This window comes from Citrobacter sp. Cf132 (assembly GCF_030333885.1).
Lineage (GTDB): Bacteria > Pseudomonadota > Gammaproteobacteria > Enterobacterales > Enterobacteriaceae > Citrobacter > Citrobacter freundii.
On sequence record NZ_JAOWFA010000070.1, the window covers coordinates 141,297 to 157,454 of the forward strand.

Sequence of the window (16,158 nt, forward strand, 5' to 3'; positions counted from 1 at the left end):
GACAACGCATGACGACACAGGCCCCACCTTCCGCTCTGCTACCGCTAAACCCGGAGCAACTGGCACGCCTTCAGGCAGCCACGACCGATTTCACTCCCGCACAGCTTGCGTGGGTTTCTGGCTATTTTTGGGGCGTGCTGAATCAGCAGCCTGGTAGCAATGCAGCGGCGCTTGCGCCTGTCGCTGAAATACCAGGCATTACGCTTATCTCCGCCTCGCAAACCGGTAATGCGCGTCGTGTGGCGGAAGCCCTGCGCGATGATCTGATCGCTGCGAAGCTCAACGTCACTCTGATCAACGCTGGCGACTATAAATTCAAACAAATCGCCAATGAAAAACTGCTGATCGTGGTGGCGTCGACGCAAGGGGAAGGTGAACCGGCGGAAGAAGCCGTGGCGTTGCATAAATTCCTGTTCTCGAAAAAAGCGCCAAAGCTCGATAACACCGCTTTTGCCGTGTTTGGTCTTGGCGACACCTCCTATGAGTTTTTCTGTCAGTCAGGAAAAGACTTCGATGCGAAACTGGCTGAGCTGGGCGGTGAACGTCTGCTCGATCGTGTAGATGCCGACGTCGAATATCAGGCCGCCGCCGCGCAGTGGCGTGCCCGTTTGGTTGATGTCCTGAAAGCACGTGCGCCTGCGGTACCGTCTGTGCAAGTTGCCGCGAGCGGTGCGGTAAATGAAGTACACACCAGTCCGTACACCAAAGAAGCGCCGCTGACGGCGTCGCTTGCGGTGAATCAGAAAATTACCGGCCGTGACTCTGAAAAAGACGTACGCCATATTGAAATTGATTTAGGCGATTCCGGCCTGCGTTATCAGCCGGGCGATGCATTGGGCGTCTGGTATCAGAATGACCCGGATCTGGTTAAAGAACTGGTTGAACTGCTGTGGCTGAAAGGTGATGAGCCGGTGACGGTTGAAGGCAAAACCTTGTCGCTCGCTGAAGCGTTGCAGTGGCATTTCGAGCTGACGGTGAATACCGGCAATATCGTGGAGAACTATGCCACCTTAACCCGCAGCGAAACATTGCTGCCGTTAGTGGGTGACAAAGCACAGTTGCAGCATTATGCCGCCACCACGCCTATCGTCGATATGGTGCGCTTTTCCCCGGCGCAACTGGATGCTCAGGCGTTAGTTGATCTTCTGCGTCCGTTGACGCCGCGTTTGTACTCCATTGCCTCTTCTCAGGCGGAAGTGGAAAGCGAAGTGCACGTCACCGTGGGTGTGGTGCGTTATGAGATAGAAGGTCGCGCCCGTGCTGGTGGTGCTTCCAGTTTCCTCGCCGACCGCGTGGAAGAAGAAGGTGAAGTTCGCGTGTTCATTGAACACAACGACAATTTCCGCCTGCCGTCAAACCCGCAGACGCCGGTGATTATGATTGGCCCGGGTACGGGAATTGCACCGTTCCGTGCCTTTATGCAGCAGCGTGCGGCTGATGGAGCCGAAGGCAAAAACTGGCTGTTTTTCGGTAACCCGCACTTTACCGAAGATTTCCTGTATCAGGTGGAATGGCAGCGTTACGTCAAAGAGGGCGTACTGAGCCGTATCGATCTCGCCTGGTCCCGCGATCAAAAAGAAAAAGTCTACGTACAAGATAAACTGCGCCAACAGGGCGCGGAACTGTGGCGCTGGATTAACGACGGTGCCCACATTTATGTCTGCGGCGACGCCAATCGTATGGCGAAAGACGTTGAGCAGGCGTTGTTGGAAGTGATTGCCGAATTCGGTGGTATGGATATCGAAGCGGCGGATGAATTTTTAAGTGAGCTGCGCATTGAGCGCCGTTATCAGCGAGATGTCTACTAATGAGCGAAAAACATCCAGGACCATTGGTGGTCGAAGGCAAACTGTCCGACGCTGAGCGTATGAAGCTGGAAAGCAACTATCTGCGCGGTACCATTGCCGAAGATTTAAACGACGGCCTGACCGGCGGGTTTAAAGGCGACAACTTCCTGCTGATCCGTTTTCACGGTATGTACCAGCAGGACGACCGCGATATCCGCGCTGAACGTGCCGAGCAAAAGCTGGAGCCGCGTCACGCGATGCTGCTGCGCTGTCGTCTGCCGGGTGGAGTGATCACCACCAAACAGTGGCAGGCGATCGACAAGTTCGCCCATGACAACACTATTTACGGCAGCATTCGTCTGACCAACCGTCAGACCTTCCAGTTTCACGGCATTCTGAAGAAGAACGTTAAACCGGTACACCAGATGCTGCACTCCGTCGGCCTGGACGCACTGGCGACCGCCAACGATATGAACCGTAACGTGCTGTGTACCTCCAACCCGTATGAATCTGAGCTGCACGCCGAAGCCTACGAGTGGGCGAAAAAGATCTCCGAACATCTGCTGCCGCGCACCCGCGCCTATGCAGAGATCTGGCTTGATCAGGAAAAAGTTGCGACCACTGACGAGGAGCCGATCCTCGGTCAAACCTATCTGCCGCGTAAGTTTAAAACCACGGTGGTGATCCCACCGCAGAACGACATCGATCTGCATGCCAACGACATGAACTTCGTGGCGATTGCGGAAAACGGCAAGCTGGTGGGCTTTAACCTGCTGGTGGGCGGCGGTTTGTCCATTGAGCATGGCAATAAGAAAACTTACGCCCGGACGGCAAGCGAATTTGGTTATCTGCCGCTTGAGCATACACTGGCCGTGGCGGAAGCGGTGGTGACGACTCAGCGTGACTGGGGTAACCGTACCGATCGTAAAAACGCCAAAACCAAATACACGCTGGAACGCGTAGGCGTTGAGACCTTTAAAGCTGAAGTTGAGCGCCGCGCGGGGATCAAGTTTGAGCCTATCCGCCCGTACGAGTTCACCGGTCGCGGCGATCGTATCGGCTGGGTGAAAGGGATCGACAATAAATGGCATCTGACGCTGTTTATTGAAAACGGCCGTATCCTGGATTATCCGGGCCGTCCATTGAAAACCGGTCTGCTTGAGATCGCGAAGATCCACAAAGGTGAGTTCCGTATTACCGCGAACCAGAACCTGATCATTGCAGGTGTTCCTGAGAGTGAAAAGGCGAAGATCGAGAAGATTGCGCAGAAGAGTGGCTTAATGAATGCGGTCACTCCGCAGCGTGAAAACTCGATGGCCTGCGTGTCGTTCCCAACCTGTCCGCTGGCGATGGCGGAGGCCGAGCGCTTCCTGCCAGCGTTTATCGACAACATCGACACGCTGATGGCGAAGCACAGCCTGAGTGATGAAAATATTGTCATGCGTGTGACTGGCTGCCCGAACGGTTGCGGCCGCGCGATGCTGGCGGAAGTTGGTCTGGTGGGGAAAGCGCCCGGGCGTTACAACCTCCATTTAGGGGGCAACCGTATTGGAACTCGCATTCCCCGGATGTTTAAAGAGAACATCACCGAGCCGGAAATTCTGGCATCGCTGGATGAACTGATTGGGCGCTGGGCGAAAGAGCGCGAAGCGGGTGAAGGCTTCGGTGACTTTACGGTGCGTGCGGGCATTATTCGCCCGGTGCTCGATCCTGCCCGGGATTTCTGGGAATAATGTGAAATTGACTTATCGGGTCTGCTGAATCGGCAGACCTGATAAGCGCAGCGCCATCAGGCAAGGCAAACAGTGAGGAACTTATGTCCAAACTCGATCTCAACGCGTTGAACGAACTGCCGAAAGTTGAACGCGTTATGGCGTTGGCGCAAACCAACGACCAACTGGAAAAATTGAGCGCCGAGGATCGCGTGGCGTGGGCGCTGGAAAACCTGCCTGGCGAATATGTACTGTCATCAAGTTTTGGTATTCAGGCGGCAGTGAGCCTGCACCTGGTAAATCAGGTTCGCCCGGATATCCCGGTGATCCTCACCGATACCGGTTATCTGTTCCCGGAAACCTACCAGTTTATTGACGAGTTAACGGACAAGCTCAAGCTTAATCTGCAAGTCTACCGGGCGAAGGAAAGTGCGGCCTGGCAGGAAGCGCGCTATGGCAAACTGTGGGAGCAGGGCGTTGAGGGCATTGAAAAATACAATGACATCAACAAAGTCGAGCCGATGAACCGGGCGCTACAGGAGCTCGACGCGCAGACCTGGTTTGCCGGTCTGCGCCGTGAGCAATCGGGCAGTCGTGCGCATTTACCGGTGCTGGCTATTCAGCGTGGTGTGTTTAAAGTTCTGCCGATCATCGACTGGGACAACCGTACGGTTTACCAGTATCTGCAAAAGCATGGTCTGAAGTACCATCCACTGTGGGATCAGGGCTATCTGTCAGTCGGCGATACCCATACCACCCGCAAATGGGAGCCGGGAATGGCGGAAGAAGAGACGCGGTTTTTTGGGCTGAAAAGAGAGTGCGGGCTGCACGAAGGCTAACTGTTAAAAGCCCGGTAACGTTTACTTATTACCGGGCTTCTTCTTCAGGATTTACCTGCTTTCGCCAGTTCTTTTACCAGCGGCAGCATAATGCGTACTACGTCGCGGCTACGGCGCTCTATCCGGCCCGGTAAGGCTTTATCGATATGCTGCTGGTTATCCAGTCGCACATCATGCCAGCTGTTGCCAGACGGGAACGAGGCGCTTTTGGCGCGCTGTTGGTAGCCATCTTTCTTGCCCAGGTTCCAGTTGGTCGCTTCAACGGAGAGCACAGCAATACCCGCGTCGTCGAAGACCTCCGCATCGTTACAACATCCTGTTCCCTTCGGATAGTCTTTGTTCAGGCCTGGATTGGTGCTGGCTACAATGCCGCGACTATGCGCGATAGCCAGTGCCCGGTCGCGCGTCAGTTTTCGCACCGCTTCCGGGGTTTTCTTACCGCTGTTGAAATAGAGCTTATCACCGACAATCAGGTTATCGAGGTTGATAACCAGCAGCGTGTTTTTCTTCTCGGCGGCGCTCATTCGCTTCAGGATGTTCTCCGCGCCCAGTTTGCCTTCTTCCTCGCCGCTGGTGGCGATAAATCGGATGCCGTACTGCGTCGGCACGTCTTTGAGTTTTTCCGCCAGTTCCAGCATCACGCCAACACCTGCAGCGTTGTCGTCGATCCCTTGCAGGGTTAATCCACCCAGATTGGCATCTGAATCGGCATCGCTTTGTGCGGCGTAGGTGTCGAGGTGCGCCATAATAATAATCTGCTGCGGCGCTTTGCCTTCATGTGCTGCAATAACGGTGCTTCCCGTTACGTTATGCCAGTTTTTACGGTTATTTTTGGCGGTATAAACATAACGGCTATTAAACGTCCGAATATCACTGCTGTAGCCCATCTGCTGAAATTGCTGACGTATATAATCAGCGGATAACATTTCAGCCGGAGATCCCGTCACGCGGCCCGGGAAAAACGTTGCGATATATCGAGCCTGGGTATTTGCGATATCGCCAGGTTTGGAGGATGTTGCCTGTGCAGGAAGGATAAAACACGCGCCGAGCGCCATGGCAGCAATAAGGTGGCGCGTTGCGGAAAACATAATGAGTCCTTAAATACCAAGCAGAAATTTTCAGCCGCTAGTATGAAACTGTGATCGAGGTAAAACAATTTCATTTGCTCCTAAATGCCCGAAATCCGGTAGCTTAAGCACTTTTTGATATTTGCTTTTCCGGATCGTTATTCCTTTGAGGAACTACTCATTCCAATTCGTAATTTCATTCGCCCTCTTGCCCTCCCTATAGTCAGGTTATCTGAGCATCGTTAGCAAAATAACGGCATTACATAGGAACGGTTATGGATCAAAAACGACTTACCCACCTGCGGCAACTGGAAGCGGAAAGCATCCATATCATTCGTGAGGTGGCCGCCGAGTTTTCTAATCCGGTGATGATGTATTCCATCGGCAAAGATTCCAGCGTAATGCTGCATCTGGCGCGTAAAGCGTTTTATCCTGGCACGCTGCCGTTCCCATTACTGCACGTTGATACCGGTTGGAAATTCAGCGAAATGTACGAGTTTCGTGACCGTACGGCGAAAGCCTACGGCTGCGAACTGCTGGTGCATAAAAACCCGGAAGGGGTGGCGATGGGCATCAACCCGTTCGTCCACGGCAGCGCCAAGCATACCGACATTATGAAAACCGAAGGGCTGAAGCAGGCGCTCAATAAATACGGTTTTGATGCCGCGTTTGGCGGTGCTCGTCGTGACGAAGAGAAATCACGTGCCAAAGAGCGTATTTACTCTTTCCGCGATCGTTTTCATCGCTGGGATCCTAAAAATCAGCGCCCGGAGCTGTGGCACAACTACAACGGACAAATTAACAAAGGCGAAAGTATTCGCGTCTTCCCGCTCTCCAACTGGACCGAACAGGATATCTGGCAGTACATCTGGCTGGAAAATATCGACATCGTGCCACTGTACCTGGCGGCGGAGCGTCCGGTGCTTGAACGCGATGGCATGTTGATGATGATTGATGACGACAGAATCGATCTGCAACCCGGGGAAGTGATTAAAAAACGCATGGTACGTTTCCGTACGCTCGGTTGCTGGCCACTGACAGGCGCGGTGGAGTCGAATGCGCAGACGCTGCCGGAAATTATCGAAGAGATGCTGGTCTCAACCACCAGTGAACGTCAGGGCCGCGTGATTGACCGCGACCAGGCGGGCTCCATGGAGCTGAAGAAACGTCAGGGGTATTTCTAAGGAGCCGCCATGAATACGACACTTGCACAACAAATTGCTAATGAAGGCGGCGTTGAAGCCTGGATGGTTGCCCAGCAACACAAAAGTCTGCTGCGCTTTTTAACCTGCGGTAGCGTGGATGACGGGAAAAGCACCCTGATTGGTCGCCTGCTGCACGACACGCGTCAGATTTATGAAGACCAGCTTTCATCGCTGCACAATGACAGTAAACGTCACGGCACTCAGGGCGAAAAGCTTGATCTGGCGTTATTGGTTGACGGCTTGCAGGCCGAGCGCGAGCAGGGCATCACCATCGACGTGGCTTACCGTTATTTCTCTACCGAGAAGCGTAAATTTATTATTGCGGACACTCCCGGGCATGAACAGTACACCCGTAACATGGCGACCGGTGCGTCGACCTGCGACCTGGCGATCCTATTGATCGATGCGCGTAAAGGTGTGCTGGATCAGACTCGTCGTCACAGCTTTATCTCCACGTTGCTTGGGATCAAACACCTGGTGGTGGCGATCAACAAAATGGATCTGGTGGACTTTAGCGAAGAGACATTTAATCGCATTCGCGAAGACTATCTTACTTTTGCTGAACAACTTCCGGGTAACCTGGATATCCGGTTTGTGCCGCTCTCTGCGCTGGAAGGCGATAACGTGGCTTCGCAAAGCGCCAGTATGCCGTGGTACAGCGGTCCGACGCTGCTGGAAGTGCTGGAAACCGTTGAGATCCAGCGCAGTATTGATACTCAGCCGATGCGCTTCCCGGTGCAGTATGTGAACCGACCGAATCTGGATTTTCGTGGTTATGCCGGAACGCTGGCTTCCGGTAGCGTGAAGGTCGGGCAGCGCGTCAAAGTTCTGCCGTCCGGCGTTGAGTCGAGCGTAGCGCGGATCGTGACCTTTGATGGCGATTTACAGGAAGCGCATGCAGGTGAAGCGATCACCCTGGTGCTAAAAGATGAGATCGATATCAGCCGGGGCGACCTGTTACTTGATGCCGGTGAAACGCTGCCGACAGTACAAAGCGCTGCCATTGATGTGGTGTGGATGGCGGAACAACCGTTGTCGCCAGGGCAGAGCTACGACATAAAAATCGCAGGCAAGAAGACCCGCGCACGCGTTGATAGCGTGCAATATCAGGTCGATATAAACAACCTGACCCAACGTGACGTTGAAGCGCTACCGCTGAACGGCATCGGTCTGGTTAATCTGACTTTTGATGAACCGCTGGTGCTGGATACCTATCAGCAGAACCCGGTGACGGGCGGGCTGATAATTATTGACCGCCTGACCAACGTTACCGTTGGCGCGGGACTGGTGCGTGAGCCACTTGTTCAGGAGCACGCCGCGGCTTCCCAGTTCAGCGCGTTTGAGCTGGAGCTTAATGCACTGGTGCGTCGCCACTTCCCACACTGGGGTGCGCGCGATCTGCTGGGAGGAAAATAATGGCGCTGCATGACGAAAACGTCGTCTGGCATGCCCATCCTGTTACACCGCAACAGCGGGAACAACGCCACGGTCATCGTGGTGTTGTGCTGTGGTTTACCGGGCTGTCAGGCTCCGGTAAATCCACGGTAGCAGGGGCGCTTGAAGAAGCGTTGCATAAGCTGGGGGTGAGTACTTATCTCTTGGATGGCGATAACGTGCGTCACGGTCTGTGCAGCGATCTTGGATTTAGTGATGCCGATCGTAAGGAGAATATTCGCCGGGTTGGTGAAGTGGCTAACCTGATGGTGGATGCGGGGCTTGTGGTGTTGACCGCCTTTATCTCACCGCATCGCGCTGAGCGCAAAATGGTTCGTGAGCGGGTTGGCGAAGGGCGTTTTATTGAAGTTTTTGTCGATACGCCATTAGCAACGTGTGAAGCACGCGATCCAAAAGGGCTGTATAAAAAAGCGCGGGCGGGTGAGTTACGCAATTTCACCGGAATTGATTCGGTATACGAAGCGCCTGAATCGCCAGAGATTCATCTTGATGGTGAACAATTGGTAACAAATTTGGTACCCCAATTATTAGACCTGCTGAGGCAGGAAGATATTATCAGATCCTGAGACACCCGAGCTCACATGCCCGGTCAGTCACGGTCACAGGATTAGATATGCGTAACAGCCATAACATTACTATTACAGAGTCAGATACCTTCGCCGCCGACGACGAAACCACCTGGTCACTACCGGGGGCCGTGGTCGGTTTTATCGCGTGGTTGTTGGCGCTGGGATTCCCGTGTCTGATGTATGGCCCTAATACACTGTTTTTCTTCATTTATACCTGGCCCTTTTTCCTCGCGTTGCTGCCCGTGGCGATTGTCGCGGGTATTGCCTTACACTCGCTATTGAAGGGAAGGTTGCTGCTGAGCATTACCTGTACCCTGCTGGTGGTTGGGGCGATGTTTGGCGCCCTATTTTTATGGTTATTGGGTTAGGCAAACGCTTTTTTTTAACAATCGCCGACGTTGTTCACTCTCTGGTCATAATTCAAACCGTAACCAACAATGAGATTATGTTCTCCTTACACGGGGTATACGTAACAACGGGCAAATGTGGTACATTTGCCCGCGTTGTCGCGGCATTCCCGACCGTTGATGTAAAGTTGTCTGCGGAAGTTATGGGATATTAATGCCGTTTTTCAGGGGGCAGGATGGGTAAACTAACGCTGCTGTTGCTGGCTTTATTAGTTTGGCTGCAGTATTCGCTGTGGTTCGGTAAGAACGGCATACATGACTATAGTCGCGTCAACGATGATGTTGCTGCGCAGCAAGCTACAAACGCGAAACTTAAAGCGCGTAACGATCAGCTCTTTGCCGAAATTGACGATCTCAATGGCGGACAAGAGGCTATTGAGGAGCGTGCGCGCAACGAACTCAGTATGACTAAGCCGGGCGAAACTTTTTATCGTCTGGTGCCTGACGCGTCTAAACGCGCTCAGACTGCAGGGCAAAACAATCGATAAACCGTCCAGGGATTTAACATGGCAGCCACTTTATTGGACGTTTGCGCCGTGGTGCCGGCTGCCGGGTTTGGCCGCCGAATGCAAACAGAGTGTCCTAAGCAGTACCTCTCTATTGGCAATAAAACCATTCTTGAACACTCGGTTGATGCGCTGCTGGCTCATCCCCGGGTGACGCGAGTCGTCATCGCTATCAGCCCAGGCGACAGTCGCTTTGCCCAACTTCCACTTGCTGCGCACCCGCAAATTACGGTGGTGGATGGCGGCAACGAGCGTGCCGATTCTGTCCTTGCCGGTTTGCAAGCCGCAGGGGAGGCCCGTTGGGTGCTGGTGCATGACGCCGCGCGTCCGTGCCTGCACCAGGATGATTTGGCCCGTTTGCTGGCAATTAGCGAGTGCAGCCGTACCGGCGGGATCCTTGCCGCACCGGTACGTGACACAATGAAGCGCGCGGAGCCGGGGCGAACAGACATCGCCCATACGGTCGATCGTACCGATTTATGGCATGCGTTGACGCCGCAGTTTTTCCCGCGCGAGTTATTGCACGATTGCCTGACGCGTGCACTCAACGAAGGTGCAACTATTACAGACGAAGCTTCGGCGCTGGAATATTGCGGCTTTCATCCGCAGCTGGTCGAAGGGCGTGCTGACAACATCAAAGTCACCCGCCCGGAAGATCTGGCGCTGGCGGAATTTTATCTGACCCGAACTATCTAGATACATCATCCTTCAGGCTGCCTGGAGGACGCTGTGTATATCAGGAGAAGGCATAATGCGAATTGGACACGGTTTCGACGTACACGCTTTTGGAGGAGTTGGCCCAATTATCATTGGTGGTGTGCGCATCCCGTATGAAAAAGGATTGCTGGCGCATTCTGATGGTGACGTGGCGTTACACGCGTTAACCGATGCTCTGCTGGGCGCGGCTGCGCTGGGGGATATCGGTAAGCTATTCCCGGACACCGACCCAGCCTTTAAAGGTGCAGATAGTCGTGAATTATTGCGTGAAGCCTGGCGGCGTATTCAGGCCAAAGGCTATACGCTTGGTAATGTGGATGTGACAATTATTGCCCAGGCGCCGAAGATGCTGCCGCACATTCCACAAATGCGAGTGTTTATTGCCGAAGACCTCGGCTGCCATATGGATGATGTTAACGTGAAAGCGACCACCACGGAAAAACTCGGTTTTACCGGGCGTGGGGAAGGGATTGCCTGTGAAGCGGTGGCGTTACTCATTAAGGCAACGAAATGACTGCGTTTGAAGATCTGACGTATCTCCATGGCAAACCACAAGGCCATGGCGTTCTGAAAGCGAATCCGGAAGACTTTGTCGTCGTCGAAGATTTAGGCTTCGAACCCGATGGCGAAGGCGAGCACATTTTGGTGCGTATCCTGAAAAACGGTTGTAACACCCGTTTTGTGGCTGACGCGCTGGCGAAATTCCTGAAAATTCATGCCCGCGAAGTGAGCTTTGCTGGTCAGAAAGACAAGCATGCGGTCACGGAACAGTGGCTGTGTGCGCGTGTGCCGGGCAATGCGATGCCTGATTTAAGCAAATTTGAGCTTGAAGGCTGTAAAGTGCTGGAGTACGCACGCCACAAGCGTAAGCTGCGTTTAGGGGCGCTGAAAGGCAACGAATTTACGCTGGTGCTGCGTGAAGTGAGCGAGCGAAATGATGTTGAAGCGCGTTTGCAGGCAATTAACGAGCGCGGCGTTCCGAACTATTTTGGCGCTCAGCGTTTTGGTATCGGCGGCAGCAACCTGCAAGGGGCGCTGCGCTGGGCGCAAAGCGATGCGCCGGTGCGCGATCGCAATAAACGCAGTTTTTGGTTGTCGGCGGCCCGTAGCGCGTTGTTTAATCAGATAGTCAGTGAACGCCTGAAAAAAACAGACTTTAATCAAGTTGTTGACGGCGATGCGCTACAATTATCGGGGCGCGGAAGCTGGTTTGTCGCCGCACAGGAAGAACAAACTGAATTACAGCGTCGCGTCGATGAGAAAGAATTGATGATTACAGCGGCATTACCGGGCAGCGGTGAGTGGGGAACTCAACGCGACGCGCTGGCGTTTGAAGCAGCCGCTGTTGCTGATGAAACCGCGCTGCAGTCTCTGTTATTGCGCGAGAAAGTCGACGCGTCGCGTCGCGCTATGTTGCTGTATCCACAACAATTAAGCTGGAACTGGTGGGATGACGTAACCGTTGAGTTACGTTTCTGGCTACCGGCAGGTAGCTTCGCCACCAGTGTTGTAAGGGAACTTATTAACACAATGGGTGATTATGCGTATATTGCTGAGTAACGATGATGGGGTTCACGCACCCGGTATACAAACGCTGGCGAAAGCGCTGCGTGAGTTTGCTGACGTACAGGTGGTTGCCCCGGATCGTAACCGCAGTGGCGCGTCCAACTCGCTGACGCTGGAATCCTCACTTCGCACGTTCACCTATGATAACGGTGATATCGCCGTACAAATGGGTACACCTACCGATTGCGTCTATCTGGGCGTTAACGCATTAATGCGTCCGCGTCCGGACATTGTCGTGTCTGGTATTAACGCAGGTCCTAATCTCGGCGATGATGTTATCTATTCCGGTACCGTTGCGGCGGCGATGGAAGGTCGTCACCTGGGCTTCCCTGCGCTGGCTGTCTCACTTGATGGGCATAAACACTACGATACTGCTGCCGCAGTAACCTGCCGTATCTTACGGGCGCTGAGTCGTGAACCGCTGCGCACCGGGCGCATTTTGAATATCAACGTGCCGGATTTACCGCTGGATCAGATTAAAGGTATCCGCGTCACCCGCTGCGGTAGTCGCCATCCTGCGGATCAGGTGATACCACAGCAGGACCCGCGCGGTAATACGCTGTACTGGATCGGGCCACCGGGCGAAAAGTGCGACGCCGGACCGGATACTGATTTTGCCGCCGTCGATGAAGGCTATGTTTCCATCACGCCGCTGCATGTCGATTTAACCGCATACGGCGCGCATGAAGTTGTTTCTGACTGGTTAGACAGCGTGGGAGCCGACACGCAATGGTAAGCAGACGCGTACACACTCTTCTTGAACAATTACGTGCGCAGGGCATCAGAGATGAGCTTGTTCTCGATGCACTTGCCGCCGTGCCGCGTGAAAAATTCATTGATGAGGCGTTTGAACATAAGGCCTGGGACAATATTGCCCTGCCGATTGGTCAGGGGCAGACGATTTCGCAGCCCTATATGGTTGCACGGATGACCGAGCTGCTGGAGTTAACGCCACAGTCCCGGGTGCTGGAAATTGGTACCGGCTCTGGCTACCAAACGGCGATTCTGGCGCACCTTGTGCACCATGTGTGCTCTGTTGAGCGCATTAAAGGTTTGCAGTGGCAGGCGCGTCGTCGACTTAAACAGCTTGATTTACATAATGTTTCTACCCGTCATGGTGATGGATGGCAAGGCTGGCAAGCGCGAGCCCCGTTTGACGCTATCATTGTTACGGCAGCGCCGCCTGAGATCCCAACCGCATTGATGATGCAGTTGGATGAAGGCGGCATTCTCGTCTTACCCGTGGGTGACGAGCACCAGTTTCTGAAACGGGTGCGTCGTCGGGGAGGCGAATTTATTATCGATACCGTGGAGGCCGTACGCTTCGTTCCCTTAGTAAAAGGGGAGCTTGCGTAGATACAGGCTCTGAATACCTGGAGTTTTCCTGGATATTCTGGAATTAGTAAGCGTATCGTGGTCACGTTTCCAGTGCCCAGTCCGATGCCTTGCACGGTGATTACGTCACTGGTTTTAACCAAATTTTCCTGGGGGATAAATGAGCGCGGGAAGCCACAAATTTACCGTTCGCCGCATTGCGGCATTGTCACTGGTTTCATTATGGCTGGCAGGTTGTTCAAATACCTCGAATCCACCTGCACCGGTCAGTTCCGTTGATGGCGGTGCATCAACGAACACCAATTCCGGTATGCTGATTACGCCTCCACCAAAAATGGGCTCGACGTCGACAGTACAGCAAACGCCGCAGATCCAGCCGGTGCAGCGTCCGATCACACAGTCAACACAGATCCAGCCTGTTGCGGAACAACCTGTGCAGATGGAAAACGGTCGTATTGTGTACAACCGTAAGTATGGGAACATTCCGAAAGGTAGCTATACGGGCGGCAGTACCTATACTGTTAAGAAAGGCGATACCCTTTTCTATATTGCCTGGATTACCGGGAACGATTTCCGTGATCTCGCACAACGCAATAACGTTCCGGCCCCGTATGGCCTGAATGTCGGTCAAACTCTGCAAGTGGGCAATGCGTCTGGCGCACCGATTACCGGTGGAAATGCCATCACCCAGGCGGATGCAGCACAGCAAGGAGTTGTGACCAACCCTGCACAAAATTCCACCGTTGCTGTTGCTTCGAAACCAACAATTACGTATTCTGAGGATTCAGGTGAACAAAGTGCTAATAAAATGTTGCCGAACAACAAGCCTGCTGGGACTGTGGTCACAGCGCCTGTAACGGCTCCGGCAGTTAGCGCAACCGAATCAACTGCAAGCTCAACGTCAACCAGCTCGCCAATCTCTACCTGGCGCTGGCCGACCGAGGGCAAAGTGATCGAAAACTTTGCGGCTACCGAAGGTGGCAATAAAGGGATCGACATTGCAGGCAGCAAGGGACAGGCTATTGTCGCGACCGCAGATGGACGCGTCGTCTATGCCGGTAACGCGCTGCGTGGTTACGGTAATCTTATTATCATCAAACATAACGATGATTACCTGAGTGCCTACGCCCATAACGATACAATGCTGGTCCGGGAACAACAAGAAATCAAGGCGGGGCAGAAAATAGCTACCATGGGTAGTACCGGAACCAGTTCAACACGCTTGCATTTTGAAATTCGTTACAAGGGGAAATCCGTAAACCCGCTGCGTTATTTACCGCAGCGATAATTCGGCGGAACCAGGCTTTCACGTGCTAGTTCCGTTAGGGATCACGGGTAGGAGCCACCTTTATGAGTCAGAATACGCTGAAAGTTCATGATTTAAATGAAGATGCGGAATTTGATGAGAACGGAGTAGAGGCTTTTGATGAAAAAGCCTTGAGTGAAGAGGAACCCAGTGATAACGACCTGGCTGAAGAAGAGCTGTTATCGCAGGGGGCCACACAGCGTGTGTTGGACGCGACTCAGCTTTACCTTGGTGAGATTGGTTATTCACCACTGTTAACAGCCGAAGAAGAAGTTTATTTTGCGCGTCGCGCACTGCGTGGGGATGTCGCATCCCGCCGTCGCATGATTGAAAGTAACCTGCGTCTGGTGGTGAAAATTGCTCGTCGTTATGGCAATCGTGGTCTGGCATTGCTGGACCTGATTGAAGAGGGCAATCTGGGACTGATCCGTGCAGTCGAGAAGTTTGACCCGGAACGCGGGTTCCGCTTCTCAACATACGCAACCTGGTGGATCCGCCAGACGATCGAACGGGCGATTATGAACCAAACCCGTACGATCCGACTGCCAATTCACATTGTAAAAGAGCTGAACGTCTATCTGCGTACCGCGCGTGAGTTGTCGCATAAACTGGACCACGAACCGAGCGCAGAAGAGATTGCTGAACAACTGGACAAACCGGTTGATGACGTCAGCCGTATGCTCCGACTCAACGAGCGTATTACCTCGGTAGACACCCCGCTGGGTGGCGATTCCGAAAAAGCGTTGCTGGATATTCTGGCCGATGAAAAGGAAAACGGCCCGGAAGACACCACGCAAGACGATGATATGAAACAGAGCATCGTCAAATGGCTGTTCGAACTGAACGCCAAACAGCGTGAGGTACTGGCACGTCGCTTTGGTCTGCTGGGGTATGAAGCTGCGACACTGGAAGATGTGGGCCGCGAAATTGGCCTCACCCGTGAACGTGTTCGCCAGATTCAGGTTGAAGGTCTGCGTCGTCTGCGTGAAATCCTGCAGACTCAGGGACTGAATATCGAAGCGCTGTTCCGCGAGTAAGCACAAGTTCTATCAAGAAAGGCCAGTCTCATTGAGACTGGCCTTTTTCTATGTTTGTTGCCTGATGGCACTGCGTTTATCAGGCCTACGGGGAGCAGGACTTTGTAGGCCGGATAAGACATTTATGTCACCATCCGGCAGATTAGTTCATCATCTTACGCACCAGACGTATGAACTGCTCACGTTCTTCATCAGATAATCGCCCCAGAAACTCATCATCCACGCTATCGCCTAACGGGGTTGCGCTGGTCAGTAATGCTTCTCCTTGCGCGGTCAAATAAACAAACCGCCGACGCTTATCCGCCGGGTCGTGTTCACGTCTGACCAACTCCCGTTTTTCCATCCGGCTCAGCATTTCCGCAAGCGTTGCCTTGGTACAGACTGCGGCTTCGGTCAGGGCGACCTGCTCAATGCCGGGATGCTCGGCAATGGCGCGCATCACCGCATACTGCGGTTTGGTCAGATCCGGTAATTCATGTTGCCAGCGAGCCGTATGTTGCTGAAAAAGCTGACGTAAAAGGTGAAAGGCTGTGTTTCTTAACGGCATGAGAGCTCCGGAATATCTGTCAGTCTCTATCTTAACGGGTAACGCGTCATAGTTTAACCATTGCTGCTTTAGCAATCTGTGCGAGGTGCTCTTGTCCGGAATG

General features: G+C 53.4%; 17 protein-coding genes. 15 read left to right on the forward strand and 2 right to left on the reverse strand.

The features are described from left to right. The first annotated feature begins 8 nt into the window (after positions 1-8). The 3 genes from cysJ to cysH all read left to right on the forward strand — a co-directional run bounded on the left by cysJ (position 9) and on the right by cysH (position 4,338). On the forward strand, positions 9-1,808 hold the full coding sequence (cysJ, locus tag OGV85_RS20415; RefSeq protein WP_061547652.1) for an NADPH-dependent assimilatory sulfite reductase flavoprotein subunit: 1,800 nt from the start codon (positions 9-11) through the stop codon (positions 1,806-1,808). After that, positions 1,808-3,520 (forward strand): assimilatory sulfite reductase (NADPH) hemoprotein subunit, encoded by a 1,713-nt coding sequence (cysI, locus tag OGV85_RS20420; RefSeq protein WP_032949923.1) that lies wholly within the window; start codon positions 1,808-1,810, stop codon positions 3,518-3,520. Before cysJ ends, cysI begins: the two co-directional genes overlap by 1 nt. 83 nt (positions 3,521-3,603) lie before the next feature. Beyond that, positions 3,604-4,338: a phosphoadenosine phosphosulfate reductase gene (cysH, locus tag OGV85_RS20425; RefSeq protein ID WP_003034149.1), complete on the forward strand. Its 735-nt coding sequence runs from the start codon at positions 3,604-3,606 to the stop codon at positions 4,336-4,338. Between the two features lie 44 nt (positions 4,339-4,382). Here cysH and OGV85_RS20430 read toward each other — a convergent pair whose 3' ends face one another. Then, positions 4,383-5,426 carry an aminopeptidase gene (locus OGV85_RS20430; protein WP_003034151.1) on the reverse strand — a complete coding sequence of 348 codons (1,044 nt, stop codon included), beginning with the start codon at positions 5,424-5,426 and terminating at the stop codon, positions 4,383-4,385. Positions 5,427-5,680: 254 nt separating this feature from the next. On the opposite strand from OGV85_RS20430, the gene cysD reads away from it, so the two are divergent. The 12 genes from cysD (at position 5,681) to rpoS (ending at position 15,508) form a co-directional block, all read left to right on the forward strand. Beyond that, positions 5,681-6,589 carry a sulfate adenylyltransferase subunit CysD gene (gene cysD / locus OGV85_RS20435; RefSeq protein ID WP_003034152.1) on the forward strand — a complete coding sequence of 303 codons (909 nt, stop codon included), beginning with the start codon at positions 5,681-5,683 and terminating at the stop codon, positions 6,587-6,589. Positions 6,590-6,598: 9 nt separating this feature from the next. Next, positions 6,599-8,026, forward strand: a complete 1,428-nt coding sequence (gene cysN / locus OGV85_RS20440; protein ID WP_061547651.1) for a sulfate adenylyltransferase subunit CysN — start codon at positions 6,599-6,601, stop codon at positions 8,024-8,026. Beyond that, positions 8,026-8,631 (forward strand): adenylyl-sulfate kinase, encoded by a 606-nt coding sequence (gene cysC, locus OGV85_RS20445; protein ID WP_003034157.1) that lies wholly within the window; start codon positions 8,026-8,028, stop codon positions 8,629-8,631. The genes cysN and cysC overlap by 1 nt, the downstream gene beginning before the upstream one ends. 47 nt (positions 8,632-8,678) lie before the next feature. Then, complete coding sequence (locus OGV85_RS20450; protein WP_003034160.1) at positions 8,679-9,002, forward strand: DUF3561 family protein; 324 nt, start codon at positions 8,679-8,681, stop codon at positions 9,000-9,002. A gap of 215 nt (positions 9,003-9,217) precedes the next feature. Then, positions 9,218-9,529, forward strand: a complete 312-nt coding sequence (gene ftsB / locus OGV85_RS20455; RefSeq protein ID WP_003034163.1) for a cell division protein FtsB — start codon at positions 9,218-9,220, stop codon at positions 9,527-9,529. A gap of 18 nt (positions 9,530-9,547) precedes the next feature. Next, on the forward strand, positions 9,548-10,243 hold the full coding sequence (gene ispD / locus OGV85_RS20460; RefSeq protein ID WP_003034165.1) for a 2-C-methyl-D-erythritol 4-phosphate cytidylyltransferase: 696 nt from the start codon (positions 9,548-9,550) through the stop codon (positions 10,241-10,243). Between the two features lie 55 nt (positions 10,244-10,298). Then, complete coding sequence (ispF, locus tag OGV85_RS20465; protein ID WP_003034167.1) at positions 10,299-10,778, forward strand: 2-C-methyl-D-erythritol 2,4-cyclodiphosphate synthase; 480 nt, start codon at positions 10,299-10,301, stop codon at positions 10,776-10,778. Next, positions 10,775-11,824 (forward strand): tRNA pseudouridine(13) synthase TruD, encoded by a 1,050-nt coding sequence (gene truD, locus OGV85_RS20470; RefSeq protein WP_061547650.1) that lies wholly within the window; start codon positions 10,775-10,777, stop codon positions 11,822-11,824. The genes ispF and truD overlap by 4 nt, the downstream gene beginning before the upstream one ends. Beyond that, on the forward strand, positions 11,805-12,566 hold the full coding sequence (surE, locus tag OGV85_RS20475; protein WP_003825728.1) for a 5'/3'-nucleotidase SurE: 762 nt from the start codon (positions 11,805-11,807) through the stop codon (positions 12,564-12,566). The genes truD and surE overlap by 20 nt, the downstream gene beginning before the upstream one ends. Then, on the forward strand, positions 12,560-13,186 hold the full coding sequence (locus OGV85_RS20480) for a protein-L-isoaspartate(D-aspartate) O-methyltransferase (RefSeq protein WP_003034172.1): 627 nt from the start codon (positions 12,560-12,562) through the stop codon (positions 13,184-13,186). Before surE ends, OGV85_RS20480 begins: the two co-directional genes overlap by 7 nt. A 184-nt stretch (positions 13,187-13,370) precedes the next feature. Further along, positions 13,371-14,453, forward strand: coding sequence for a murein hydrolase activator NlpD (gene nlpD / locus OGV85_RS20485; protein WP_230328689.1), 1,083 nt, complete (start codon positions 13,371-13,373; stop codon positions 14,451-14,453). A 62-nt stretch (positions 14,454-14,515) separates the two neighbouring features. Then, positions 14,516-15,508: an RNA polymerase sigma factor RpoS gene (gene rpoS / locus OGV85_RS20490; protein WP_000081498.1), complete on the forward strand. Its 993-nt coding sequence runs from the start codon at positions 14,516-14,518 to the stop codon at positions 15,506-15,508. 142 nt (positions 15,509-15,650) lie between these two features. On the opposite strand, the gene OGV85_RS20495 is transcribed toward rpoS, so the two are convergent. Then, the gene (locus tag OGV85_RS20495) at positions 15,651-16,055 is read right to left on the reverse strand and encodes a MarR family winged helix-turn-helix transcriptional regulator (protein ID WP_003034194.1); all 405 of its coding nucleotides are present in this window, start codon (positions 16,053-16,055) and stop codon (positions 15,651-15,653) included. Positions 16,056-16,158 lie beyond the last annotated feature (103 nt).

Bases quoted from the DNA above. Each gene is read 5' to 3' on its own strand.
- ftsB (WP_003034163.1), top strand. From the start codon at position 9,218: ATGGGTAAACTAACGCTGCTGTTGCTGGCTTTATTAGTTTGGCTGCAG.
- ispF (WP_003034167.1), top strand. From the start codon at position 10,299: ATGCGAATTGGACACGGTTTCGACGTACACGCTTTTGGAGGAGTTGGC.
- cysH (WP_003034149.1), top strand. From the start codon at position 3,604: ATGTCCAAACTCGATCTCAACGCGTTGAACGAACTGCCGAAAGTTGAA.
- OGV85_RS20495 (WP_003034194.1), bottom strand. From the start codon at position 16,055: ATGCCGTTAAGAAACACAGCCTTTCACCTTTTACGTCAGCTTTTTCAG.
- truD (WP_061547650.1), top strand. From the start codon at position 10,775: ATGACTGCGTTTGAAGATCTGACGTATCTCCATGGCAAACCACAAGGC.
- cysI (WP_032949923.1), top strand. From the start codon at position 1,808: ATGAGCGAAAAACATCCAGGACCATTGGTGGTCGAAGGCAAACTGTCC.
- OGV85_RS20450 (WP_003034160.1), top strand. From the start codon at position 8,679: ATGCGTAACAGCCATAACATTACTATTACAGAGTCAGATACCTTCGCC.
- ispD (WP_003034165.1), top strand. From the start codon at position 9,548: ATGGCAGCCACTTTATTGGACGTTTGCGCCGTGGTGCCGGCTGCCGGG.
- cysD (WP_003034152.1), top strand. From the start codon at position 5,681: ATGGATCAAAAACGACTTACCCACCTGCGGCAACTGGAAGCGGAAAGC.
- cysC (WP_003034157.1), top strand. From the start codon at position 8,026: ATGGCGCTGCATGACGAAAACGTCGTCTGGCATGCCCATCCTGTTACA.
- cysN (WP_061547651.1), top strand. From the start codon at position 6,599: ATGAATACGACACTTGCACAACAAATTGCTAATGAAGGCGGCGTTGAA.
- rpoS (WP_000081498.1), top strand. From the start codon at position 14,516: ATGAGTCAGAATACGCTGAAAGTTCATGATTTAAATGAAGATGCGGAA.
- cysJ (WP_061547652.1), top strand. From the start codon at position 9: ATGACGACACAGGCCCCACCTTCCGCTCTGCTACCGCTAAACCCGGAG.
- OGV85_RS20480 (WP_003034172.1), top strand. From the start codon at position 12,560: ATGGTAAGCAGACGCGTACACACTCTTCTTGAACAATTACGTGCGCAG.
- OGV85_RS20430 (WP_003034151.1), bottom strand. From the start codon at position 5,426: ATGTTTTCCGCAACGCGCCACCTTATTGCTGCCATGGCGCTCGGCGCG.
- surE (WP_003825728.1), top strand. From the start codon at position 11,805: ATGCGTATATTGCTGAGTAACGATGATGGGGTTCACGCACCCGGTATA.